General features: G+C 66.8%; 28 protein-coding genes and 1 tRNA gene. 22 read left to right on the top strand and 7 right to left on the bottom strand.

What is annotated here, in order from left to right; genetic code table 11:
- Positions 1–52 precede the first annotated feature (52 nt).
- Positions 53–1,474: a C4-dicarboxylate transporter DctA gene (locus AC1EJR_RS17460; protein WP_477105914.1), complete on the bottom strand. Its 1,422-nt coding sequence runs from the start codon at positions 1,472–1,474 to the stop codon at positions 53–55.
- 290 nt (positions 1,475–1,764) lie between these two features.
- Here AC1EJR_RS17460 and AC1EJR_RS17455 point away from each other — a divergent pair, with 290 nt between their 5' ends.
- Both AC1EJR_RS17455 and AC1EJR_RS17450 read left to right on the top strand, forming a co-directional pair.
- Positions 1,765–3,033 carry an allantoate amidohydrolase gene (locus AC1EJR_RS17455; protein ID WP_092300202.1) on the top strand — a complete coding sequence of 423 codons (1,269 nt, stop codon included), beginning with the start codon at positions 1,765–1,767 and terminating at the stop codon, positions 3,031–3,033.
- An 84-nt stretch (positions 3,034–3,117) separates the two neighbouring features.
- On the top strand, positions 3,118–4,368 hold the full coding sequence (locus AC1EJR_RS17450) for a M20/M25/M40 family metallo-hydrolase (RefSeq protein ID WP_477147337.1): 1,251 nt from the start codon (positions 3,118–3,120) through the stop codon (positions 4,366–4,368).
- An 89-nt stretch (positions 4,369–4,457) separates the two neighbouring features.
- Here the strand turns inward: AC1EJR_RS17450 and AC1EJR_RS17445 are convergent, their stop codons facing one another.
- On the bottom strand, positions 4,458–4,964 hold the full coding sequence (locus AC1EJR_RS17445) for a MarR family winged helix-turn-helix transcriptional regulator (protein ID WP_477113455.1): 507 nt from the start codon (positions 4,962–4,964) through the stop codon (positions 4,458–4,460).
- A 90-nt stretch (positions 4,965–5,054) separates the two neighbouring features.
- Between AC1EJR_RS17445 and AC1EJR_RS17440 the strand changes: the two genes are divergently transcribed.
- The 3 genes from AC1EJR_RS17440 to AC1EJR_RS17430 are packed head-to-tail and all read left to right on the top strand — an operon-like array spanning position 5,055 to position 6,613.
- Positions 5,055–5,519, top strand: a complete 465-nt coding sequence (locus AC1EJR_RS17440; RefSeq protein ID WP_092300416.1) for a carboxymuconolactone decarboxylase family protein — start codon at positions 5,055–5,057, stop codon at positions 5,517–5,519.
- On the top strand, positions 5,516–5,971 hold the full coding sequence (locus AC1EJR_RS17435) for a GNAT family N-acetyltransferase (RefSeq protein ID WP_092300193.1): 456 nt from the start codon (positions 5,516–5,518) through the stop codon (positions 5,969–5,971). The genes AC1EJR_RS17440 and AC1EJR_RS17435 overlap by 4 nt, the downstream gene beginning before the upstream one ends.
- A gap of 3 nt (positions 5,972–5,974) precedes the next feature.
- Positions 5,975–6,613 carry an FMN-dependent NADH-azoreductase gene (locus AC1EJR_RS17430; RefSeq protein ID WP_092300190.1) on the top strand — a complete coding sequence of 213 codons (639 nt, stop codon included), beginning with the start codon at positions 5,975–5,977 and terminating at the stop codon, positions 6,611–6,613.
- Here the strand turns inward: AC1EJR_RS17430 and AC1EJR_RS17425 are convergent, their stop codons facing one another.
- The gene (locus AC1EJR_RS17425; RefSeq protein WP_477113454.1) at positions 6,614–7,171 is read right to left on the bottom strand and encodes an N-acetyltransferase family protein; all 558 of its coding nucleotides are present in this window, start codon (positions 7,169–7,171) and stop codon (positions 6,614–6,616) included.
- Positions 7,172–7,294: 123 nt separating this feature from the next.
- Here AC1EJR_RS17425 and arsC point away from each other — a divergent pair, with 123 nt between their 5' ends.
- On the top strand, positions 7,295–7,654 hold the full coding sequence (arsC, locus tag AC1EJR_RS17420; protein ID WP_454757408.1) for an arsenate reductase (glutaredoxin): 360 nt from the start codon (positions 7,295–7,297) through the stop codon (positions 7,652–7,654).
- Positions 7,655–7,751: 97 nt separating this feature from the next.
- Here the strand turns inward: arsC and AC1EJR_RS17415 are convergent, their stop codons facing one another.
- The 3 genes from AC1EJR_RS17415 to AC1EJR_RS17405 all read right to left on the bottom strand — a co-directional run bounded on the left by AC1EJR_RS17415 (position 7,752) and on the right by AC1EJR_RS17405 (position 9,417).
- Complete coding sequence (locus tag AC1EJR_RS17415) at positions 7,752–7,979, bottom strand: hypothetical protein (protein WP_454757407.1); 228 nt, start codon at positions 7,977–7,979, stop codon at positions 7,752–7,754.
- A gap of 105 nt (positions 7,980–8,084) precedes the next feature.
- Positions 8,085–8,756 (bottom strand): 3'-5' exonuclease family protein, encoded by a 672-nt coding sequence (locus AC1EJR_RS17410; RefSeq protein WP_477113453.1) that lies wholly within the window; start codon positions 8,754–8,756, stop codon positions 8,085–8,087.
- A 10-nt stretch (positions 8,757–8,766) separates the two neighbouring features.
- On the bottom strand, positions 8,767–9,417 hold the full coding sequence (locus tag AC1EJR_RS17405) for an MBL fold metallo-hydrolase (protein ID WP_477113452.1): 651 nt from the start codon (positions 9,415–9,417) through the stop codon (positions 8,767–8,769).
- A gap of 408 nt (positions 9,418–9,825) precedes the next feature.
- On the opposite strand from AC1EJR_RS17405, the gene AC1EJR_RS17400 reads away from it, so the two are divergent.
- Positions 9,826–10,491 carry a septal ring lytic transglycosylase RlpA family protein gene (locus tag AC1EJR_RS17400; protein WP_477147336.1) on the top strand — a complete coding sequence of 222 codons (666 nt, stop codon included), beginning with the start codon at positions 9,826–9,828 and terminating at the stop codon, positions 10,489–10,491.
- Between the two features lie 77 nt (positions 10,492–10,568).
- On the opposite strand, the gene rsmI is transcribed toward AC1EJR_RS17400, so the two are convergent.
- On the bottom strand, positions 10,569–11,504 hold the full coding sequence (rsmI, locus tag AC1EJR_RS17395) for a 16S rRNA (cytidine(1402)-2'-O)-methyltransferase (protein ID WP_477147321.1): 936 nt from the start codon (positions 11,502–11,504) through the stop codon (positions 10,569–10,571).
- Between the two features lie 15 nt (positions 11,505–11,519).
- On the opposite strand from rsmI, the gene AC1EJR_RS17390 reads away from it, so the two are divergent.
- The 15 genes from AC1EJR_RS17390 to AC1EJR_RS17320 all read left to right on the top strand — a co-directional run bounded on the left by AC1EJR_RS17390 (position 11,520) and on the right by AC1EJR_RS17320 (position 23,055).
- Positions 11,520–11,921, top strand: a complete 402-nt coding sequence (locus AC1EJR_RS17390; protein ID WP_477147320.1) for a YraN family protein — start codon at positions 11,520–11,522, stop codon at positions 11,919–11,921.
- Between the two features lie 30 nt (positions 11,922–11,951).
- A complete protein-coding gene (locus tag AC1EJR_RS17385) occupies positions 11,952–12,539 on the top strand; it encodes a phosphoheptose isomerase (protein ID WP_092300167.1) in 588 nt (195 codons plus the stop codon).
- Positions 12,540–12,725: 186 nt separating this feature from the next.
- Entirely contained in the window at positions 12,726–13,541 is an 816-nt protein-coding gene (locus tag AC1EJR_RS17380) for a BON domain-containing protein (RefSeq protein ID WP_255370963.1), read from the top strand.
- Positions 13,542–13,562: 21 nt separating this feature from the next.
- A complete protein-coding gene (locus AC1EJR_RS17375; RefSeq protein ID WP_255370962.1) occupies positions 13,563–13,967 on the top strand; it encodes a c-type cytochrome in 405 nt (134 codons plus the stop codon).
- 10 nt (positions 13,968–13,977) lie between these two features.
- Positions 13,978–15,270 (top strand): FCSD flavin-binding domain-containing protein, encoded by a 1,293-nt coding sequence (locus AC1EJR_RS17370; RefSeq protein ID WP_454757403.1) that lies wholly within the window; start codon positions 13,978–13,980, stop codon positions 15,268–15,270.
- Positions 15,271–15,320: 50 nt separating this feature from the next.
- Positions 15,321–16,214 carry an EamA family transporter gene (locus AC1EJR_RS17365; RefSeq protein ID WP_477147319.1) on the top strand — a complete coding sequence of 298 codons (894 nt, stop codon included), beginning with the start codon at positions 15,321–15,323 and terminating at the stop codon, positions 16,212–16,214.
- 226 nt (positions 16,215–16,440) lie between these two features.
- A complete protein-coding gene (locus tag AC1EJR_RS17360) occupies positions 16,441–16,767 on the top strand; it encodes a c-type cytochrome (RefSeq protein ID WP_092300152.1) in 327 nt (108 codons plus the stop codon).
- 120 nt (positions 16,768–16,887) lie between these two features.
- On the top strand, positions 16,888–17,343 hold the full coding sequence (soxY, locus tag AC1EJR_RS17355) for a thiosulfate oxidation carrier protein SoxY (RefSeq protein ID WP_092300149.1): 456 nt from the start codon (positions 16,888–16,890) through the stop codon (positions 17,341–17,343).
- Between the two features lie 76 nt (positions 17,344–17,419).
- Entirely contained in the window at positions 17,420–17,731 is a 312-nt protein-coding gene (soxZ, locus tag AC1EJR_RS17350) for a thiosulfate oxidation carrier complex protein SoxZ (protein ID WP_092300146.1), read from the top strand.
- A 22-nt stretch (positions 17,732–17,753) separates the two neighbouring features.
- Complete coding sequence (locus AC1EJR_RS17345) at positions 17,754–18,227, top strand: DsrE family protein (protein ID WP_092300143.1); 474 nt, start codon at positions 17,754–17,756, stop codon at positions 18,225–18,227.
- 135 nt (positions 18,228–18,362) lie between these two features.
- On the top strand, positions 18,363–19,202 hold the full coding sequence (gene soxA / locus AC1EJR_RS17340; protein WP_092300140.1) for a sulfur oxidation c-type cytochrome SoxA: 840 nt from the start codon (positions 18,363–18,365) through the stop codon (positions 19,200–19,202).
- 17 nt (positions 19,203–19,219) lie between these two features.
- Complete coding sequence (soxX, locus tag AC1EJR_RS17335) at positions 19,220–19,915, top strand: sulfur oxidation c-type cytochrome SoxX (protein ID WP_477113451.1); 696 nt, start codon at positions 19,220–19,222, stop codon at positions 19,913–19,915.
- Positions 19,916–19,934: 19 nt separating this feature from the next.
- Positions 19,935–21,656: a thiosulfohydrolase SoxB gene (soxB, locus tag AC1EJR_RS17330; RefSeq protein ID WP_477147318.1), complete on the top strand. Its 1,722-nt coding sequence runs from the start codon at positions 19,935–19,937 to the stop codon at positions 21,654–21,656.
- A 77-nt stretch (positions 21,657–21,733) separates the two neighbouring features.
- Positions 21,734–21,809, top strand: a tRNA-Ala gene (locus AC1EJR_RS17325).
- A 112-nt stretch (positions 21,810–21,921) separates the two neighbouring features.
- Positions 21,922–23,055, top strand: a complete 1,134-nt coding sequence (locus tag AC1EJR_RS17320; RefSeq protein WP_477147317.1) for a site-specific integrase — start codon at positions 21,922–21,924, stop codon at positions 23,053–23,055.
- The last annotated feature ends 437 nt before the right edge of the window (positions 23,056–23,492 follow it).

The raw sequence follows: 23,492 nt of genomic DNA, 5'->3' as shown, positions 1-23,492 counted from the left end.
CTCTCGCCTCTGGGGGCGGACCGGCGCGGTGCGGGATTGGGAATGCGTGATTCTAGCGCCCCGCGACCGTGCCAGGCAGCGGCGCACCCACGGGGACTTTCCCGGTGTCCGCGCCGAGGCTGTCGCCCAGCGCCTCCAGGCCCGCGTCGAGATCACCCGCCGGAATCGTGCCGTTGAGCACCGCGTGGGCACGCTCCCGGTCGATATCCTTCTCCCAGGCCGCCACCACCACCGTCGCCACGCAGTTGCCGATCAGGTTGCCCACGGCGCGCGCGATGCCGATGAACCAGTCGACGGACAGCACCAGCACCAGGCCGATGGCGGGAATCGCCGGATGGGCCGACAGCGTCGCCGCCAGGATCACGATGGCCGAGCCCGGAATGCCGTGCGCGCCCTTCGAGGTGACCAGCGCCACGGCCAGAATGCCGAGCAGGTCGCCCAGCGCAAGCGGCGTATTCGTGGCTTGGGCGATGAAGACCGCCGCGAGCGTCAGGTAGATCGAGAACGCATCGAGGTTGAACGAGTAGCCGGTAGGAATCACCAGCCCGACCACCGACTTGCGCACGCCCATGAATTCGAGCTTCTTCATGACCTGCGGGAGCACGCTGTCCGAGGACGCCGTACCCAGCACCACCAGCAGTTCAGCCTTCAGATAGCGGATCAGCTTGATTACCGAGAACCCGCAGATCCGCATGATGGTGCCGAGCACCACGAGCACGAAGATCGTCACCGCGCCGTAGAACAGGATCACCAGGAAGCCGAGCTGCTTGAGCGAGCCGATGCCGTACTTGCCCACCGTGAACGCCACCGCGCCGAGCACGCCCAGCGGGGCCAGCTTGATGATGAAGCCCATCATCTTGAACAGCGTGTGGGAAAAGGTGTCGATCAGGCGCACCAGCGGCTTGCCCGGCTCGCCCACCAGCGACAGCGCGCAGCCGAACAGCACGGAGACCAGCAGCACCTGGAGCACGTCGCCGTTGGTGAAGGCGCCCATCACCGTGTTCGGGATCAGCTTGAGCAGGAAATCGACCGTGCCGGCGCTTTTCACCTTCTCGGCGTTGTCGATATAGGCGGCCATGGCCGAGATATCGAGCGTGCGCGGGTTCACGTTCATGCCCGTGCCGGGCTGGAACACGTAGGCCAGCACGATGCCCAGCGCCAGCGCGATGGTCGTGACGATCTCGAAGTAGATCACCGCCTTGATGCCGACCCGGCCCACCTTCTTCAGCTCGCCGGCGCCGCAGATACCGGCCACGACCACGCAGAACACGATGGGGCCGATCAGCATCTTGATCAGCTTGATGAAGGCATCGCCAAGGGGCTTGAGCTTGGCGGCGAACTCGGGAAAGCAGAGCCCGAGCAGGGTGCCGAGCACCAGGGCGATCAATACCTGGCCGAATAGCGAGCGAGTCAAGCGGCTAAAACTGCGGGCATGCAGGCGAGGGGGGCGCTGCGCGGGAAGGGATTGCTGCATCGTTGTCTCCGTGCCGGGCGGGTCCGGAATGGCCTGCCCTGATCTGGGTTTGGGAACGCCACGCCACCCTCGGCCGGGCTCGACAGGATTGTCGATAAACGATTGTCCGGGCGGGATTGTCGGTGCGTGCAGGCCAATATAGTGCATATCATTTTTGTATGCAATTTTTGAATTCACTGTGCTAACATGAATCGCAGAGAATAGAGCTTCGGCACCGGGCGCCCGCCCGGACTGGCGCCCCCGCCAGGACCCTCAGCGCCGGGCTACATGTAGATCGCAGGAGACCCGCTATGGCAGTAACCCCGGCAGCAACCCCGACGACTTTGGCCCCGGAGGCCGGCGCCCGCATCATGGCCTGGGCCGACGCCCTGGCCGTCCACACCGAGCAGCCCGGGCTGCTGACCCGCACCTACCTGACCGACGCCCACCACGGCGCCGCCGCACAACTAGCCGAATGGATGCGCGAAGCCGGCATGACCGTGCGCCGCGACGCCGCCGGCAACGTCATCGGCCGCTACGAAGGCACCTCGCCCGACGCTCCCGCGCTGCTCACCGGCTCCCACTTCGACACTGTGCGCGATGCTGGCCGCTATGACGGCAACCTCGGCGTGATCCTGCCGATTGCCTGCGTGGCCGAGTGGCACCGCCAGGGCAAGCGCTTCCCGTTCGCCATCGAGGTGGTCGGCTTTGCCGAGGAGGAGGGCGTGCGCTTCAAGGCGACGCTGCTGGGCAGCCGTGCGATTGCCGGCACCTTCGACACCAATGTGCTCGACAACGTCGATGACTCCGGCAAGACCATGCGCGAGGTAATGCGCGCGGCCGGCTTCGACGCTGCCGAGCTACCCGCCGCCGCCCATGACCGCCAGCGCGTGCTGGGCTTCGTCGAGGTGCATATCGAGCAGGGCCCGGTGCTGCTGAACGAGGGCCTGGCCGTGGGCGTGGTCACCGCCATCTCGGGCGCCACGCGCTTTATCGTCGAACTGGAAGGGCTGGCCGGCCACGCCGGCACCGTGCCGATGGACATGCGCCGCGACGCCGCGATGGCCGGCGCGGAGATCGGCCTCTATATAGAGAAGCGTTGCAGCGGCAAGCCGGGCCTGGTCGGCACGGTCGGCCAGTTCAACGTGCCCAATGGCGCGACCAACGTGGTGCCGGGCCGCGCCGTGTTCTCCATCGACATCCGCGCCGGGCAGGACGCCGAGCGCGAGGCCGCCGTCAACGACGTGCTGGCCGAGATCGAACGCATCGGCGCGCGCCGCAACGTGCGCGTGCAGGTGCGCAAGACCCACGAAGCCAAGAGCGTGCCGTGCGCGCCGTGGCTGCAATCGCAATGGGCCGCCGCCGTCGAACGGCAGGGCGTGCCGGTGCGGCACCTGCCTTCGGGCGCCGGCCACGACGCCATGGCGATTTCCGCGATTGCCGATGTGGCGATGCTGTTCGTGCGCTGCGGCAACGGCGGCATCAGCCATCACCCCACCGAGACCATGACCCCCGAAGACGCGCAGACCGCCGCGCGGGTGTTCGCCGATTTTGTCGAGCACTTCCAGCGGCAGCAGTAAGCCCCGGCGGTACCACGCAGCGCGCCCAAGCCATTTATCGAACAAATCCGAATCCAGAGCCAGAACATGACCGCACGAGACAACATGAACCCCATCGAGACCACGCTCACGCAGACCATCGACGCGCTGCGTCCGCAGCAGGAGGCCTTCCTGGCCGAGCTGGTCAAGGTGCCGTCCGACAACCCGCCTGGCGACTGCGACGCCCACGGCAAGCGCGCCAGGACGCTGCTCGAGGGGCTGGGTTTCCAGGTGGAAGCGCACAAGGTGCCCGAGGACAAGGTCCGCGCGGCGGGCATGATCAGCGCCACCAACCTGCTGGTGCGCAAGACCTTCGGCAAGGGCGGCCCGACCATCGCCATGAACGCCCACGGCGATGTGGTGCCCCCGGGCCTGGGCTGGACCAAGGACCCGTACGGCGGCGAGATTGCCGACAGCGAGCACGKCCCGGTGATGTATGGCCGTGGCGTGGCGGTGTCCAAGTCGGACTTCGCCACCTACGCCTATGCGGTGCTGGCGCTTCAGGAAGCCGAGAAGCAGGGCGCCAAGCTCAACGGCACGGTGGAACTCCAGTTCACGTACGACGAGGAAACCGGCGGCGACATCGGCCCGAAGTTCCTGCTCGACGAAGGGCTGACCAAGCCTGACTACGCGATTTCGGCCGGCTTCTCGTACGGCATCACCTCGGCCCACAACGGCTGCCTGCACGTGGAAGTGACCGTCAAGGGCAAGCAGGGCCACGCGGCGATGCCGCACACCGGCGTGGACGCCATCGAGGCCGCCACCCACATCCTGCAGGCGATCTACGGCCTGCGCGCGGAGCTGGCCACGCGCAAGAGCAAGGTGCCGGGCATCGACACGGCCACGCTGAACGTCGGCCTGATCAAGGGCGGCATCAACACCAACGTGGTGCCGGACCTGGTCACCTTCCGCGTGGACCGCCGCATGATTCCGGAAGAGATCGGCTTCGATGCCGAAGGCGAACTGCGCGCCGTGGTGGAGCGTGCCGCCAAGGACCGCCCGGGTATCGAGGTCAAGGTGGAACGCATCATCCTGGCCGAGCCGCTGTCCGAGCTGCCCGGCGTGGAGAAGCTGATCGGCGCGCTCAAGAGCCGTGCCGAGGCCGTGTTCGGCGTGGAGATCCCGGTGCAGGGCGTGCCGCTCTACACCGACGCCCGCCACTACACCAGCCACGGCATTCCCACGGTGCTGTACGGCGCCGGCCCGCGAACGCTGATGGAGGCGCGCGGCCACAACTCGGACGAGAACCTGCGCCTGAACGACCTGAACCGCGCGACCAAGGTGGTGGCGCTGGCGCTCTCGGACCTGATGGCCTGATTCCGATGGTCTGAGCGCCTGTAAAGAACCCTTTGTTGTGACTTGCGGCCCGCGCGACTTCCGTCTCGCGGGCTTTTTTCATGGCCCGGCTAGGCGGTCAGGCCCTCTTCGGGCGATGCCAGGCTGACCAGCCAGCGCCGCACCACCTGTTCTTCCTCGGACGTCAGCCCAGCGCGCAGATCCTCGTCGACCTTTGTCGCACGCGCCTTGCAGCCCGCCAGCAAGGTGCGGCCGGTCTCGGTCAGGGCGATGGTCTGGATGCGCCCGTGCACCGGATGCGGCGTGCGGGCGATGGCGCCCACCTTTTCCAGGTTGTTCATGATCACGCTCACGGTCTGCGGCGTCAGCAGCGCCAGCCGCGCCACGTCCGCGCCCGAGATGCCCGGGTAGGCGCCTAGCATCGTCAGCACGAAGAACTGCGGCACGGTCACGCCGAGGTCGTCGAGCGCGCGTTCCATGCGCAGCCGGTTGGCGGCGCTGGCCTGCCGCAGCAGGTAGGCCAGATAGCCGCTCTCGCCGCGCTTGCCTTCGCCGGGCGCCGGAAGGCGTGACGCCTCCGCCGCTGATGCCCCTACTTGCGCTGTGGTCTTAGCCATAATGTCAAAGCTCTTATATCATGTTCGAACTCTTACATCTTACCTCAACCGACCGACCGGGCCAACCGGACCAAGGAGCACGACATGACGATGGATTTCCAACAATTTACGGCGACAGCCCCCGATGTCTACGCCGCACTGGGCGGCGTGGGACGCGCGGTGGACGCGTCCGGCCTGGACAAGGCGCTGACCGAACTGGTGAAGCTGCGGGTCTCCCAGCTCAACGGCTGCGCGTTCTGCCTGCAATTCCATCTGAACATCGCGCGCAAGCTCGACATCGACCCGCGCAAGTTCGATCTGCTGGCCGGATGGCGCGACGCCGGCATCTACACCGTGCGCGAGCAGGCGGCCCTGGCCTTGGCCGAAGCGCTCGTCCGCATGACCGACCACGCCGCGCTGGACGCCGCGCAGGCGCAGGTCAAGGCGGTCTTCACGAAGGAGGAACGCGTGTTCCTGGCCACCGCCATTGCCGCCATCAACGCGTGGAACCGCATCGCCGTGGGGCTGCACTTCCCGCCGCCGGCCGCCACGCCCGCCACCGGGAGCCGCGCATGAGCACCGTCGTCAAAGAAATCGACCTGATTCAGATTCGTCGCATCGACACCGGCGGCGAAGTGGCGGCCTGTTTCCCGCTGATGCACCAGCTCCGGCCGCATCTGGCCGATGCCGATGAACTCGTGGCGCGCTGGCGGCGGCAGGCCGACGTGGGCTACCGCCTGGTCGGCCTGTGGGATGACGGCCAGCTCGTGGCGCTGGCCGGGTACCGGATGCAGGAGAATCTCGTCTACGGCGATTTCCTGTATGTGGACGACCTGGTTACGGACGCCAACATACGCAGCGCCGGGTACGGCCGGATGCTGATGGACTGGCTCAAGGAAGAGTCCCGCGCGCTCAATGCCCGCCTGCTGGTGCTGGATACGCCACTCACCAACGTGCTGGGCCATCGTTTCTATTACCGTAACGGTCTGCTGGCCCAGACGCTGCGCTTCAAATATCAATTGGACTGAGACATGACGACATTGCTCCACCTGAACGTCAGCCCCCGGGGCGAGACGTCGCACAGCCGCCGCGCGGCCGACTGGATTCGCCAGAAGCTGGCCGCGCAACACGCGCCGCTGACCGTGCTCGAACGGGACCTCGCCGCCGACCCGCTGCCACCCATCGGCGCGGCGTTCACGGAAGCCAACATGGCCGGCGCGGCCGGGCTGCTGAAGGAAGGGGAGGTGCCGCCGGCGCTCGCGCTGTCCGAGACGCTGATCGCGGAACTCGAGGCGGCCGACATGGTGCTGCTGGCCACGCCGATGCACAACTTCACGGTGCCGGCCACGCTGAAGACCTGGATCGACCTCGTCGTGCGGCCCGAGCGCACCTTCCGCAGCTCGCGGCAGGGCAAGATCGGACTGCTGCGCGACCGGCCCGTGCTGGCCGTGGTGGCCTGCGGCGGCCCGGTCCGCGAGGGCCCCGGCAGCCAGCAGGACTTCCTGACGCCTTACCTGAAGTACGTGCTCGGCACGATCGGCCTCACCAGTGTGGAAGTGCTGCGCATGGACAACACCGCCCGAGGTCCGGAGTACATCGCCCACGGGCTGGAGCACCTGCAGACCTGGGCCGATGCCACGCTGCCGGGGTTGGCGGTGGCTGCCGCCTGATCAGCCGGGCACCGAGGCGTCGCCCACCCCCAGCGGGCGCTGCATCAGCACCGTGTCGATCCACTGGCCGTGCTTGAGTCCGACCGATTCGAGCCGGCCCACCGTCCGGAAGCCCAGCCGCTCATGCACGGCGACGGACCCGGCACCCTCGCCGCTGGCGGTGATGGCCACCACAGCCACCATCTGGCGCCACGGCCCGGCCTCGCAGCGGGCAATCAGTTCGGCCAGCAGCGCGCGGCCCAGGCCCTCGCCGGTATGGCGATGACCGATATAGATCGAATCCTCGATAGCGAAGCGGTAGGCGCTGCGCGCGCGGTAGGACGACGCGTAGGCGTAGCCCAGCACCTCGCCATCCCGCTCGGCGACGATGTACGGCAGGTGCTTCTTGAGTACCTCGCCATACCGCAGGCGCATGTCGTCCACGGACGGGATCACTTCCTCGAACGAGGCGCGCCCGTGCTCGACATGATGGGCGTAGATGGCATGGATGGCCGGCACGTCGTCGGGCGTGGCATCGCGGAGGTGGAAGGGCTTGCGGGGGACGGATGATTCGGACACGGTGTTTCGGAGGCAGTCAGACCAGTCAGGGAAATCTTGTGCGAAGCACATTCCGTACCTTACCGCGTCGCGCGCGCAGGCGCTTGTATATAGTGCGGTGATATTTATCCGGAGAACGCCACCATGATCACGATCTACCACAACCCCCGTTGCTCGAAGTCGCGCGAGACGCTCGCGCTGGTCGAGTCGGCGGCGCAGCGTCTGGGCGAGCCGGTTGAGGTGGTGGAGTACCTGAAGCAGCCGCCCACACTGGCCACGCTGCGCCAGCTCCATACGATGCTGGGCCTGCCGGTGCGCGAGATGCTGCGCAGCAACGAGGATGTCTACAAGGAGCTCGATCTGGCCGACCCCGGCCTGACCGACGCCGAACTGCTGGCCGCCGTAGCCGACAACCCGATCCTGCTGCAACGCCCAGTGGTGGTCCGCAACCGCCAGGCMGCCATCGGCCGCCCGCCCGAAGCCGTGTCGGCCCTACTGGACTGACCGGCTGCACCAATTCGGGGCCCGAAATAGAACCGGCCTCCCGCAAGGGGAGGCCGGCCGGTCAGACAGGCGATTCGCGTCAGGCGAGTCGTCGTAATCAAACACCCAGCCAGTGCAGGGCCTCCTGACCGAAAGCGATGGCGGCGAGCACCACCAACAGCGTCACCAGCGTGACCGTGCTGACATAGACCGTAGCCTTGGCGATTTCCGCATCCTCGCTCGGAGAATGCGTCCGGGTGATGGCGGAAGTGCGCGCGTGGGTGCGGTGTGGCCAGTGCAGTCTGCCGCTCAGGTCCTTGAAATGGAGATCGGGATGGAATCGCATGGCACACCTCCTCGGGCGTCGGTAGCCGCTTCAACAGCCACTTCTACTATAGGCAAACGCCACGGGAAACGCGCCGTTTCCTGCGACCGCCGGGGCGTACCCAGTTCAGCGTTCGACGGTTGGATGTGAGCTATCGCTATCGCTGGAATCCGCGCCAGAAGCAGAATTTGCCGAAGCGACCGTCGCCAGCACCGCTTCCCGCGCGCGCAGCTCGGCCAGCATGTTGCAGAACAGGGCGCCCTGCTCGAGGGCGTCGTCCAGGGCGATGTGGGTGTGTGGCAATGGGTCGTGCCAGTGGGCCGGGAAGGCCGGCTTGACCGACTTCCGGTACGGCCGCCCGGTCAGCGCGAAGCCGAGCGTCTTGATGTCCAGCGCCGCCCAGCCGAAGGGCGAGCGGCCGGCGTACCGCATCATGTACCAGAACACCCAGGTGAAATCGAAACCGGCCGGAAAGGCGATGAACACCGGCTTGCCCGGCAGGCTTTCCACCCATTCCACGTAGCGCGGCATCACATCCTCGGGGCGTTCGAGGTCGCGCCGGCACGCCGCCCAGGCCTCAGGCTGGGTCTTCCACCACTGCATCTGCACCGGATGGCCGGCGGCGCCGGGCAGGGTTTCGAGGTTGGCGGAGAAGGTGCCGAGCACGGTCTTGTCGGCCAGCATCGCCGCCGAGGCGAACGAGAGCATCGAATGCGGGCCCGGGATCGGGCCGTCGGCCTCCACGTCGGTGCTGACGTAGATCTCGGGACGGGTATCGGGTGCCTGCTTCTTCGCCATCGGGGTGATTTCAGGCCGCGTCGATCAGGTGATCGGCCACGTAGGGGTTGTTGCGGCGTTCCTCGCCGAAGGTAGACACCGGGCCGTGCCCGGGCACGAAGGTCACGTCCTCGCCCAGCGGCCACAGCCGCGTGCGGATCGAGCGGATCAGGTCGGCGTGGTTGCCGCGCGGGAAATCGGTGCGGCCAATCGAGCCCGCGAACAGCACATCGCCGACGATCGCCAACTGGTTGGCGCGCGAGAAGAACACCACGTGGCCCGGTGTGTGGCCGGGGCAGTGGTAGACCTCGAGCGTCTCGCCGCCGAACGTCACGGTGTCGCCGTTGTCCAGCCAGCGATCCGGCTCGAACGCCTCCGCATGGCCGAAGCCGAAGCGGCGCGTCTGGTCGGGCAGTTGATCGATCCAGAACCGCTCGGCCTCGTGCGGCCCCTCGATCGGGATGTCGAGCTGGCGCGAAAGCGCCGCTGCGCCGGCGCAATGGTCGACGTGACCGTGCGTCAGGAAGATCTTTTCCAGCGTCACGCCTTGCTCCGTGACGGCGGCCAGGATGCGGTCGAGGTCGCCGCCGGGGTCGCACACGGCGGCACGGCCGGTGGTCTCGTCGATCCACAGCGAGCAGTTTTGTTGGAACGGGGTGACGGGAATCAGGAGGACTTTCATGGGTCGATGCGGGCGCTTTGTCGTGTGCGCCACGGCACGGTCTGGCCGAGGCGGTCATTGTAACGTCGCCCCATGGCCCCCCGTCTCAAACGGGTGTCAGACGGGTTGAGACGATTCTGAAAGTGAATTTCAAGACACTCATAAATGCGCTTGTCATATTCGGCGCAATCCCTTGTCAGGCTTTGCATTGCGGGGATTCGTGCCGATCTTCAAAGCCACTTGATTAAATTTCGTAACAAAATCAAGGATGTAGCGCTCGGACACCGATGTTAGACTGCGCCCATGTTCAATTTGCCCGTATCTCGTCCGGGGTTTGGCCTCGCACGCGCGACGCAACGCGCGACCCCCGCCAAACCGGAAACTAACCGCTTGCTGCGTCGCTGCGCGATCCTCGTATCGGCGCTGGTGATGGCCGCCTGCGCGACGCCGCCGGAGAGCGACTCCCAACAAAACGCCGACGCCAATGGCGCGGTGCCCACGCGCGCCGCCAAGGCGAAGCTCGACAAGTCCGKCGCTCGCCCCGATGAGCGCGGCAACTGGGATTTGTTTGGCTGGGGCAAGGATGACAACGCGCCGTCGCAATCGTCGCTGGACGGCCTGCGCCCGGATCTGGGCACTTTCGAGCAGCGCGGTACGGCGTCCTGGTACGGCAAGGGCTTCCATGGCCGCAAGACCGCCAATGGCGAACGCTTCGACATGCGCGCGATGACTGCCGCGCACCCGTCGCTTCCGCTCGATAGCTGGGTACTGGTGCGCAATCTGCGCAACGACAAGGTGGCAGTGGTGCGGATMAATGACCGCGGCCCTTACCACGGCGGGCGGGTGCTCGATCTGTCCTATGCGGCGGCCAAGCGGCTGAGTTTCGTCGAACGTGGCGCCACGCAGGTGGAAATCCGCCGGCTGTCGCGCACGGAAGTCGCGGCGCTGGGTCCGCAGCTTGAGGCGGGCGGCAACGAAGCCGGTGACGGCAGCGGCGCCGACGACCTGCCCGAGACCGCCAACACGCTGGTCCCGGCCAAGTCCAAGGCCAAAGCGCGGATGGTCAAGACGACCACCAAGCGCAAGCCCCGGTAGGCACCCTGATGCGGCCTGGCGTGATCGACTCCCGTTCCACCGCCAGCCCGCTCCCCCCTCTCCCTTTCAGACTTTTCTCATTCCTCGCTGTCGCTGTCGTCACCCGCGTCAGTTTCGGCGGCGCGTTGCGCCAGCGCCAGCCGGTAGAGCGCATCGGTCTTCGCACCGGTGATCGCCGCCGCCAGCTTGGCGGCGCGCTTGGCCGGCAGCTCGGCCACCAGCAACTTCAGCACGCGCTGGGCCTCGGCATCGGGCGCATCGGCATCGGCATCTTCGGCGCGCCCCGCGCCTTCCACCACCAGCACGAACTCCCCCTTGCCGCGCGATGCCTCGGCGGCCAGCCACGCCGGCGCCTCGGCCACGGTCAGCACCGGCGTCTMCTCGAACAGCTTGGTCAGCTCGCGGCCCACCAGCARCCGGCGCGTGCCGGGCAGGGCGGCGGCCAGTGCCGCCAGCGTGTCGGCGATGCGGTGCGGCGCCTCGTAGACCACCCAGGCGTGGTCCAGGGCGGCCAGTTGCGCAATGGCGTCAGCGCGGGCCTTGGGTTTGCCGGGCAGGAAGCCGATGAACGTGAAGCGGCCTTCGCCGGCTTCGAGCATGTCGCCGGCCACGGACAGCGCGGTCACGGCGGCGCTCGGCCCCGGCAGCGGCACCACGCGCAGGCCGGCCGCCCGCACCGCTTCCACCAGCCGGGCGCCAGGGTCGGAGATGCCGGGCGTGCCCGCATCGGACACATAGGCAATGCGCTCCCCGGCGGCCAGCCGGGCGACGATCTTCACCGCCGCTTCGCGCTCGTTGTGCTCGTGCACGGCCACCAGCGGCCGCTGCAGGCCCACGCGCGAGAGCAGTTGGCCGGTGTTGCGGGTGTCTTCGCAGGCGATGGCGTCGGCCAGCCCGAGCACATGCAGCGCGCGCAGGGACAGGTCGGCCACGTTGCCGATGGGCGTGGCCACCACGTACAGCGTGCCGGGCGGGTAGGTCTGGCCGGCGGCCAGCGAGGTCCAGTCACTCATGCTTGAGAACTTCCGTTGATTCGCTCATTCAAAACCACCACGACCGCGCGCGGCGCGGCGGCCGAGGATCGCGCGCTGGCCTATCTGCTCAGGCAGGGGCTGGCGCTGGTGGTGCGCAATTATCGCTGCAAAGGCKGCGAGATCGACCTCGTGATGCGCGCCGCCGATGGCACGCTGGCGTTCGTCGAGGTCAGGCAGCGCAGCGGTCGTGCCTTCGGCGGTGCGGCGGCCAGCGTCACGCCGGCCAAGCAGCGCCGCGTGCTGCGGGCGGCCGAACACTACCTTGGCACGCTGGACCACACGCCGCCGTGCCGCTTCGACGTGGTGGCGCTGGAGCCGGGGCACCTGGCCTGGCTGCCGAACGCATTCGATCAAAACACCGGGAGTGACGATGGCGCGTCTTGGGCTGCGTCATAATGCGCGGGATTGGGCAGAAGTCAAAGAGCCATGAGTATTGAAAGTATCGAACAGCATTTCCTGGACAGCGCGGACACCAAGCGGCAGGCCGCCACGCTGATGGCGCCGCATATCGACGCGGCGGTGGAGCGCATGGTGGCCGCGCTGACCAGTGGGAACAAGATCCTCGTCTGCGGCAATGGCGGGTCGGCCGCCGACGCCCAGCACTTCGCCGCCGAACTGATCGGCCGCTTCGAGCGGGAGCGGCCCGGGCTGGCGGCGATTGCCCTGACCACGGACAGCTCCATCCTGACCGCCATCGGCAACGACTACGATTTCACGGTGGTGTTCTCCAAGCAGGTGGAGGCGCTGGGCCAGCCCGGCGACATCCTGTTGGCGCTCTCCACCTCCGGCAATTCGGCGAATGTGATCGCGGCCATCCAGGCGGCGCGCCAGCGCGACATGAGCGTGGTGGCGCTGACCGGCAAGGGCGGCGGCAAGATCGCCACGCTGCTGGACGAGTTCGACATCCACCTGTGCGTGCCGAGCGACCGCACCCCGCGCATCCAGGAAGTGCACCTGCTGACGCTGCATTGCCTTTGCGACGGGATCGACGAGGCGCTGCTGGGCGAGGCATAGGGCCTGGCGGATAGGGAGCGGGGAGGTTATCCCGCGTTATCCACAGGATTTGCCCAAGATATTCACAGGAATTGCGGCGTCATCCACAGAGTCATCCACAGCGCCGCGCCGGTTTCGTCATATTTCCGCATCATTCCGTATCCAGCCAAGGACCGCATGACTAACGTAACGACCGCAACCACCGCAATGACCCAGAAGACCACTCCGGCGCGCGTGGCGCGCACGGCCATCACCGTGGCCGCACTGCTGGTGTCGGCCACGCAACTCGCCGGCTGCTTCCCGGTGCTGGCCGGCGCGGTCGGCACGGGCGTGGTCATGGCCACGGACCGCCGTCCCACCGGCACCCAGGCCATCGACCGTGGCCTGCAGCTCGAGATCGACAACACGCTGGACGCCAAGTACAGCGGCCAGGCCCGCGTGGACGCCGCCGTGTTCAACCGCAAGGTGCTGCTGGTGGGCGAGGCCAACAACGCCAATACCAAGCAGCAGGTGGAGCAGTACGTGAAGAGCCTGCCGAATGCGCGCGAGGTGATCAACGAACTCGAAGTGGCTTCCACGCCGGGCTTCATGGCTCGCAGCAACGACGCCTACCTGACCAGCAAGGTCAAGACCTTCCTGGTGACGGCCGATGGCGTGCCGGCCAATTCGATCAAGGTGACCACCGACAAGAGCGTGGTCTACCTGATGGGCGTGGTCACTGCCGCCGAGGGTGACCGCGCCACCGACGTGGCCCGTAACGCCAGCGGCGTGCAGAAGGTGGTCAAGGCATTCGACTACGTCAGCGAGGCCGAGCGCGCCCGCCTGGACGCCACCGCCAGCTCGCAGAATCCGGATTCGGGCAGCCAGTCCGTGGGTACGCCGGCGCCGGTGCAGACCGTGCCCGGTACCGCGCCGAACGCGCCGGTGACCTCCGATGCGCCGGCTGGCACCGTTACGACGGCGCCGGTCGCGGCCCCTGTATCGTCCCCGACGGCGCTGCCGCCGGGCCGCAACCTGCCGTAGGTCTCCCCAAGGAGCTGAACCATGCGCCCCCTCCCTCGCCACAAGATGTCCACCGCACGGCTGGCCTTCTGGATTGGCGGATGGGTGGCGCTGGCGGCCATCGCCACGATTGGGGCGGCGTTCGCMCAGACCGGCACGTCCGGCCCGGCCAGCGAGGCGCGCACCACAGTGGAGGCGCAGTCGGCGCGCATGCAGCAGGCACGCAACCAGGCCGCCTCGTGCGCGGCCTGCCATGGTCCCGACGGTCGCGCGCCGGCCGATAGTCCCGTCCCGGGACTCGCCGGCCGGCCCCGCGCGGAACTCGTCGAACTGATGCTCAACTACAAGAACGGCAAGCTGCCGGGCACCGTGATGCCGCAGATCGCCAAGGGCTATAGCGATACGGAGATCCTCGGCATCGCGTCCTGGTTCGCCGATCAAAAATAAGAAGAACCTCATGCGCCGACGCGCCGCTTTGGGAATATTGGGATCGCTCGGCGGCGCCGCCGCGCTGGGCATGCTGACCCCGCGCCAGGCCCGCGCTGCCGCGCCGGCCCGGGTGGTGGTCATCGGCGGCGGCTTTGGCGGGGCAACGGCCGCGCGCTACCTGCGCCACTGGAGCCGGGGCGCCGTGGATGTGACGCTGGTCGAACCCGACGCGGCGTTCGTCTCCTGCCCACTCTCGAATCTCGTGGTCGGCGGCCAGCGCGGCATGGCTGACATCACACTCCCCTATGACGCGCTGGTACGCCGGCATGGCGTGCGACATGTGCGCGATACGGCGCTTGCGATCGACCCCGCTACGCGCACCGTGCGGCTGGCCGGCGGCGCCACGCTGCGCTACGACCGCCTCGTGCTGTCCCCGGGCGTGGAGATGCAGTCCGGCGCGATACCCGGCCTGGCGCAGCCCGGCGGGGACCAGATCCTGCACGCCTGGAAGGCCGGCCCGCAGACCGACGCGCTGTTCCGCCAGTTGGCGGCGATGCGCGACGGCGGCACCTTCGCCATCACCATTCCACTCGCCCCGTACCGCTGCCCGCCCGGCCCGTACGAGCGCGCCTGCCTCGTGGCGGACTACCTGCGCGCGCACAAGCCGCGCAGCAAGGTGCTGATTTTCGACGCCAATCCGGACATCACCTCCAAGGGCGCGCTGTTCCGGCAGGTCTGGGAGACCCGCTACCGGGGCATGATCGACTACCGCCCCCAGCACGAGACCGTGGACGTGGACCCCGCCACGCGCACCCTCAAGTTCGAGGTCCAGGACGACGAGCGCGCCGACGTGGTCAACCTGATCCCGCCGCAACGCGCCGGGGCCATCGCGGTGTCCACCGGGCTCGCCACGGCCAATGGCCGCTGGTGCGAGGTCGATTTCCTGACCATGGCCTCGCGCGTGGCGCCCGAGATCCACGTACTGGGCGATGCCGTGCAAATCGCGCCGCTGATGCCGAAGTCCGGCACCATGGCCAACCAGCACGGCAAGGTGGCCGCCGCCGCCATCCTCCAGCTGCTGGCCGGGCAGGCGCCCGACCCGACCCCACTGTATACAAACACCTGCTACAGCTTCACGTCCGCCGACGAGGCCATCCACATCGCCAGCGTCCATCGCTACGACGCGGCCGAGCGGACGATGGTMACGGTGCCCGGCGCCGGCGGGTTATCCACAGCCCCGAATGCGCTCGAAGGGCGCTACGCATGGGCCTGGGCGCGCAGCATCTGGTCCGACATGCTGGGCGAGGTGCTGGTAGGCTAGCGGGTTCCGGTGTGTTGCGCCTCCGTGACACGCCGCCCCCGATACCGACCATGCAAGCCAAAGACCGCCTTCTAGCCCTCGCCATCATCGTGGTGTGGGGCGTCAACTTCGTCGTCATCAAGGTGGGCCTCGCCGGCGTGCCGCCGATGCTGCTGGGCACGCTGCGCTTCGCCCTGGTGGCATTCCCGGCCGTCTTTTTCATCCCGCGCCCGCGCATTCCGCTGCGCATGCTGCTGGCCTATGGCGGGTTTATCAGCCTMGGCCAGTTCGCCTTCCTGTTCTACGCGATGGCGGTGGGCATGCCGGCCGGGCTGGCGTCGCTGGTGTTGCAGTCTCAGGTGTTCTTCACCGTGGCGATTGCCGGGATGTGGCTGGGCGAGCCGGTGCGCTGGCACAACGTCGCCGGCATGGCGATTGCGGCTGGCGGGCTGGCGCTGATCGGCAGCGGCGCGGCGCACGGCCCGGGCGGCATGAGCGTGGCGGGCTTCGGGCTGACGCTGTGCGCAGCGTTCTGCTGGGCCTCGGGCAATATCGTCAGCAAGAAAATCGGCCMGGTGGACCTGCTCGGGCTGGTGGTCTGGGGCGGGTTGGTGCCGATCGTGCCGTTCGCGCTGCTCTCGTACTGGTTCGAAGGCCCGGCGCGGATCACGGTGGCGCTCGGCCAGATCCCGATGATGAGCGTGCTGGCGATCTGCTACCTGTCCTTCGCGGCCACGCTGTTCGGCTACACCATGTGGGGCCGGCTGCTCACGCGCTATCCGGCCAGCAAGGTGGCGCCGCTGACGCTGCTGGTGCCGGTGGTGGGGCTGATMTCGGCCCACGGGCTGCTGGGCGAGGACTTGTCGCTGGCGCAATGGCTCGGCGCGCTGGTGGTCATGGGCGGGCTGCTGCTCAACGTGTTCGGCGGGCGGCTCGGGGCAGGGCGGCGGCTGGCGCGGCGTTGATATCCGGGGGTTAACCCTTGATTCGACAGCGATTTCCCGTGGTTTTGTGAATACCCTTATCACTGCCGCATCCGTAGGCCGATGGATTATTGAGGCAAAATAGCGGACTGGCCGCACCTGCCCGCAGAGGCATCGCCCCAACGGCGGCCGAGCGTGCCGCGCCGCCCGACCGATGAAGCGCGGCCTTTGCCGTCCCCACGGCTCAATCCGTTTGGAGCAACACAAAATGAAGCAGTTTGTCATCGCCGCCGCGCTGTTCGCGGCCGCTGCCTCGGCGCACGCCGTGGACGCCGCCCGTGCGCAGGAGATTGCCAACAAGAACGCCTGCATGGGCTGCCATCAGGTGGACAAGAAGCTGGTGGGCCCGGCCTACAAGGAAGTGGCCGCCAAGTACAAGGGCGACAAGGGTGCCCTGGCCAAGTTGTCGGCCAAGGTGAAGAGCGGCGGTTCGGGCGTCTGGGGCCCGGTGCCGATGCCGGCGAATGCCGGTGTCAGCGACGCCGATATCAAGACGGTAGTGGAGTGGATCCTGGCCGGCTCACCGGCCAAGTAAGCCCCATCAGGTATCGCGGGCCGTCCGGCAGCGCCGGCGGCCCGCGCTGTTTCCGGCAGACCCGGAAGCGGCGGGCAGTATGAGTACCGGGGTCGGCAGCAAGCAAGTACGGGACAGAGCATGAATCAAAAACGACGACAAGTATTGCGGGTATCCGCGGTGCTCTCGCTGATGGCGGCCACGGGCCTGATCAGCGAGGCGCAGGCCGCGGAGTGGAACAAGACGGCTTTCGACGGCAAGAGCGTGGCCGATGTGATCAAGGCGCTGGGCGGCAGCGGCACCGAGAAGAGCGGCGCCATCACGTTCAATGCACCGGATATCGCCGAGAACGGCGCCGTGGTGCCCGTGGCCGTGACCAGCACGCTGCCGGACACCGAGCAGATCGCCATCCTGGTTGAGAAGAATCCGAATACGCTGGCGGCCGATTTCACCATCCCGGCCGGCACCGAGCCGTTCGTCTCCACGCGCGTGAAGATGGGCCAGACGTCCGTCGTGTACGCGGCGGTCAAGGCTGGCGGCAAGTGGTACGTGGCATCGAAGGAAATCAAGGTCACGCTGGGCGGCTGCGGCGGCTGACGCCTGCGCCCCCCATCGGACCGATTTCCGCGATTTATCCCAAGCCACCCCGAACCACCCCGAGCAGGAGAGCCAGATGGCAGACCCGATGCGCGTCCGCGCCACCGAGAACGGCGGCGTCGTAGACGTAAAGATTCTGATGAAGCACGACATGGAAACCGGCCAGCGCAAGGATGCGGCCGGCAAGACGATTCCGGCCTGGCACATCCAGACCGTGATCGCCACGTACAAGGGGCGCGAGGTGTTCAACGCCCAGTTCGGCCCGGCCGTGTCGAAGGACCCGTTCCTGAACTTCAAGTTCAAGGGCGGCGCCAAGGGTGACAAGGTCACCGTGACCTGGGTCGACAACCGGGGCGACAAGCGCACCGACGAGGCCACCATCGCCTGATCGGGCGAAGCGAGGAAGCAGCATGCGGCGAGCATTCATTCGGGCCACGGCGGCGTTGGCTGCCATCGGCCTTTCGGCCAGGGCGGCGGCACAGCAGGCCCCGGCCCCGGCAGGCACGGCAGCCAAGAGCGCCAAGGGCGGACGGGTCAAGGTGGTGTACCAGTTGTCCGAGGGCATCGACCAGGCCGTGCGCGCCATGGCCAACCTGCGCAATCACCTGAACGCGGCGCCGGACACCAAGATCGTGGTGGTGGCGTTCGGCTACGGCGTGGACTTCCTCGTGGAAGGCGCCAAGGATTCGCGCGGCAACACGTTCGAGGCCGCCGTGGGCGCGCTGGGATCGTCGGGCGTGGAGTTCCGCGTCTGCCGCAACACCCTGACTGCGCGCAAGATTTCCGAGCAAAGCCTGCTGATGGACGCCAAGATCGTGCAGGCCGGCGTGGTGGAAATCGCCCGCCTGCAGTTCGACGAAGGCTACGCGTACCTGAAGCCCTGATCGTTTTGCCTGACATCCGGCCAGGAGCCAAAGTAGCCGGATGCCATTCGGACAGTGCAATAGAACAGTGATGCACCGCCCAGCCTCTTGATGAAGGGCTGACGCCGGCGGCGCCATCGCGAGGAGAAGCCCCCAATGCGCAATACCCGTCGCCGCCTGCGCGGCACCGTGGCGCTGGCCGCCATGGCCACCGCCGCCGCCTCGCTGGCCGGGCTGGCCCAACTGGCGCAAGCCCAGGGCAGCACCGCCGAGGAAATCGCCAAGTATCGCCAGATGCTGGCCGAAGGCAATCCCGCCGAACTCTGGGAAGCCGCCGGCGAGGAACTGTGGAAGAAGCCGGCCGGGCCGAAGAACGCCTCGCTCGAACAGTGCGACCTGGGCAAGGGCCCGGGCGTGACCAAGGGCGCCTACGCCGAGCTGCCGCGCTACTTCAAGGACGCCAACAAGGTGATGGACCTCGAGCAACGCCTGGCCTGGTGCCGGGTGACGCTGCAGGGCCTGACCCAGGAAGAGGCGACGAAGCAGCCGTTCTCGGCATCGGGCAAGTCGTCCGACATCGAGCGGCTGGCGTCTTACCTGACCGGCGAGTCGCGCGGCGTGAAGATGAACGTGCAACTCACGCACCCCGAGGAAAAGCGCGTCTACGCGCTCGGCCAGAAGATGTTCTTCTACCGGGGCGGCGCCTACGACTTCGCTTGCGCCACCTGCCACGCCGTGGACGGCCAGCGCATCCGCCTCCAGGACCTGCCGAACCTGCTGGAGTCGAAGGGCGCCCAGGCCGCGTACACCACGTGGCCGGCGTACCGCGTCTCGCAGGGCGAGGTCCGCACCATGCAGCATCGGATTTATGACTGCCTGCGCCAGCAGCGCTTTCCCGAGCCCGCCTATGGCTCCGACGTGATCACCGCCCTGTCGATGTTCCTGGCGAAAAACGCCAACGGCGGCACGTACGACGGTCCCAACATGAAGCGCTGAGGCACGGAGAGCACACGATGACGCGATACCAATCGATGGCGCTGACCGCCGTCGCTACCCTGGCCCTGGCTGCCATGGCCACGTTCAGCCTGTCGGCCCTGGCCCAGGAGGCCGCCAAGCCCGCCCGCGCCACCAAGTCGGCCAGCGCGGCCACCACCGCCAAGGTCACCGACGCCGACGTGCGCCAGATGATCGAAAGCTCCTTCACCTCGAAGGGCCCGGCCACGGTGGAGGGCGTGATCAACCAGGATGGCGCCCAGAAGGCCTGCAGCCAGTACCCGGACCGCACGCGCGTGCCGGCCACCATCGCCAAGAAGGTGGAAGCGGCCGAGCTGAAGCAGGTGAAGTATCCGGCCGACAGCAACTGGATCGGCGACTGGAAGGAGGGCGAGAAGATCGCCCAGAATGGCCGTGGCATGCAGTTCACCGACCCGGTGGGCGGCGTGAACGGCGGCAACTGCTACGCCTGCCACCAGATGACCAAGGCCGAGATCTCGTTCGGCAATATCGGCCCGTCGCTGTACCAGTACGGCAAGCTGCGCGGCAATTCGCCGGAGGTGGTGAAGTACACCTGGGGCAAGATCTGGGACTCCAACGCCTACAGCGCCTGCTCCAACATGCCGCGCTTTGGCCACAAGGGCATCCTGACCGAGCAACAGATCCGCGACGTGATGGCGCTGCTGCTGGACCCGGCATCGCCGGTCAACCAGTAAGGCCGGCGCGGCTCCGGGCATGAATCGACGCGAATTCCTGCAGGTGCTGGCCGTGGCCGGCGCGGGCGGCATGGCCTTGCCCGCCGGCGAGGCCCAGGCCGCCCGCGCCGCCCAGCAGTTCTACGACGTGCCGCGCCACGGCAACGTCCACCTGCTGCATTTCACCGATTGCCACGCCCAGTTGCGGCCCGTGCACTTCCGCGAGCCGAGCGTGAACCTCGGCGTGGGGCCGTGGGCGGGCAAGCCGCCGCATCTGGTGGGCGAGGCGTTCCTGCGCCAGTACGGCATCCGCCCGGGCACACCGGCCGCGCACGCGTTCACCTCGATCGATTTCACCGAGGCCGCGCGCCGCTACGGCAAGGTCGGCGGGTTTGCCCACCTCGCCACACTGGTCAAGCGCCTGCGCGCCAGCCGCCCCGGCGCGCTGCTGCTGGATGGCGGCGACACCTGGCAGGGCTCGGCCACCGCGCTGTGGACCCAGGGCCAGGACATGGTCGATGCCGCGCTGCAACTTGGCGTGGACGTGATGACGCCGCACTGGGAGATGACGCTCGGCGCGGATCGCGTGAAGGAAATCGTCGGCAAGGATTTCAAGGACCGCGTGTCCTTCCTCGCGCAGAACGTGAAGACCAACGATTTCGGCGATCCGGTGTTCGATCCGTACGTGATCCGGCACATGAACGGCGTGCCGGTGGCCATCATCGGCCAGGCGTTCCCGTACACGCCCATCGCCAACCCGCGCTACCTCGTGCCCGACTGGACCTTCGGCATCCAGGAAGAGAGCCTGCAACAGGTGATTGACGACGTGCGCGGCAAGGGCGCCCAGGTGGTGGTGCTGCTGTCGCACAACGGCATGGATGTGGACCTGAAGCTGGCCTCGCGCGTGCGCGGACTGGACGCCATCCTGGGCGGCCACACCCACGACGGCGTGCCGGCGCCGGTGCCGGTGAAGAACCCGGGCGGGACCACGCTGGTCACCAACGCGGGCTCGAACGGCAAGTTCCTGGGGGTGCTGGATTTCGACGTACGGAATGGCAAAGTCGTCGATTTCCGATACAAGCTGCTGCCAGTCTTCGCCAATTTCCTGCCCGCCGACCCGGACATGGACGCGCTGATCCGCAAGGTGCGCGCCCCCTACGAAGCCAAGCTCGGCGAGGTCCTGGCCGTGAACCGCGGCCTGCTATACCGGCGCGGCAACTTCAACGGCACCTTCGACCAACTGATCCTGGACGGCCTGATGGCGGTGCAGGACGCCGAAATCGCCTTCTCCCCGGGCTTCCGCTGGGGCACGACGCTGGTGCCGGGCGAGCCCATCACAATGGAAGCCCTGATKGACCAGACCGCCATCACCTACCCGTACACCACGGTGACGGCGATGACCGGAGAGACCATCAAGACCGTGCTCGAGGACGTGGCGGACAACTTGTTCAATCCGGACCCGTACTACCAACAGGGCGGCGACATGGTGCGCGTGGGCGGGCTGCAGTACACCATCGACCCGAACCAGCCCATGGGCCAGCGCATCAGCGACATGCGCCTGGCCGGCCGGCCGCTGGACGCCGGCAGGACCTACAAGGTGGCCGGCTGGGCCCCCGTGGCCGAAGAAGCCCGCCAGACCGGCGGCCCCCCGGTGTGGGACGTCATGGCGCAATGGCTGCGATCGAACAAGGAAGTCAGCGCCCGACCGCTGAACCTGCCCACCGTGCGCGGCATGGACGGCAACCCCGGAATGATGGGCTGAGGTCCTTTCTCCGATGTGCAGTGTTGGGCGGACGCAATTGATACCCCGCGCGGAGTTCGGTTAGAATCGTCCGTCACGGGCCGATAGCTCAGCTGGGAGAGCGCTGCGTTCGCAATGCAGAGGTCGGGAGTTCGATCCTCCTTCGGTCCACCAGTCAAATCAAGGGCTTAGCGGTTCGCTAGGCCCTTCGTCTTTTCCGAAGTCGATTTATTGTCCAAAATCTGTCCAACTGGCTCTCATGGGCCGGACCAACAAGAGGCAATGAATGGCATCGTTCMGCAAGCGCGGTGAGCTGCAATGGCAGGCTCGAATTTCACGCAAGGGGTTTCCACCGCAGGTCAAGACATTCAATACGCGATCTGACGCGGAGGCTTGGGCGCGGCAGATCGAATCTGAGATAGACCGTGGTGTGTTTGTCAGCCGAACGGAGGCGGAGAACACCTCTCTGTCCGAGGTCTTGAGTCGGTACGAGCGCGAAATCCTCCCAGGGAAGAAGGGCGCCTCGCCAGAGCTGTCAGTGCTTCGTATATGGCAGGCAACTGACCTGTCTAACCGTGCTATGGCGGCAGTGCGTGGCACCGATGTGGCGAAGCTCCGTGATGATTGGCTGAAGGATCGAAAACCGGCGACCGTGCTTCGCCGGCTCTCTGTCCTATCCCACGTATTCAATATTGCTCGAAAGGAATGGGGCATGGAGAGTCTCTCGAACCCTGTCGAGTTGGTTCGTAAGCCGCAGCCAAACAACGCGYGGACGAGACGAATCGCGATTGGGCAGCCCTTTCGCCTCGTTGGTAGTCCAGAAGACGCCGAGGTGGCACGCGGCGCACGAGATGGTGAACTGGATAGGGTCGTAGCTGCCAGCGGCTCGACATTGCTGCCGTCCATTATCGTGCTGGCAGTCGAGACCGCGATGCGCCGCGGCGAGATTGTTGCCCTCTTATGGGAGAACGTTGATCTTCAGCGCCGCGTTGCGCATCTTCCGGCCACAAAGAATGGTAGCGCGAGAGATGTGCCGCTATCATCACGTGCCGTGGCAGTGTTTCAAACACTTAAACAGGTTCGGGTTGACACCAGAGACGGGTCGCTTGATGTGGACGTGGCTGCCGAGGGGAAGCACGTATTCGCTATTCGCAGCGATGCCGTCACCCGAGCCTTTGAGAGGGCGGTAGAACGTGCACGTAAGCGTTACATAGAGGAATGCAAGGAAGCCAATCAGCGACCGGATGGCAAGTTTCTGACGGACTTACGCTTTCACGACTTGCGGCACGAGGCAACCACGCGCCTGGCCTCGATCTTTCCGATGCACGAGCTGACCAAGATCACGGGGCATAAAGACCCTCGCATGCTCATGCGCTACTATCATCCGCGCGCCGAGGATCTAGCGAAGCGGCTGGCCTAGGCGCACTCAGATTTGAATGCCCGCCTTATACGGTGACGGGGACGTCCGCTCCTGAAAACGATAGGGATCACTGCCGATCCGAGAGAATAGACAGCTGTAACTAAGGGCGACCGCTCGACTGGAGCTTCAAGCCCGCTGGCCCGACGCCCTCGTAAGCGCCGCAGAGTTTTCCAAACTGACGCCTAGGAGAGGTAGATCGAGCCGCCAGCCCTCGTCGCGATCCGACATGGTTTGTTATCAAGCAGTACCGTTATACTTTGTCTCGAAGTGCTCCAGGAGCCATAAATTACCTATCGGCCCGCTTGAAACTGAGCGCGGTGCGGCAAGGAAACAACATGTCAGATGACCTTTCGAAACATGGATGGCTTGATGTGACACAAGAATTAACATATCGGGAAGGTTATTCACACCAGCCGCACAAAGATTGACCTGGTCTT

The sequence above is a fragment of the Cupriavidus sp. 05T42 genome, assembly GCF_056396345.1.
This window is presented reverse-complemented; position numbering and strand designations above follow the sequence as displayed.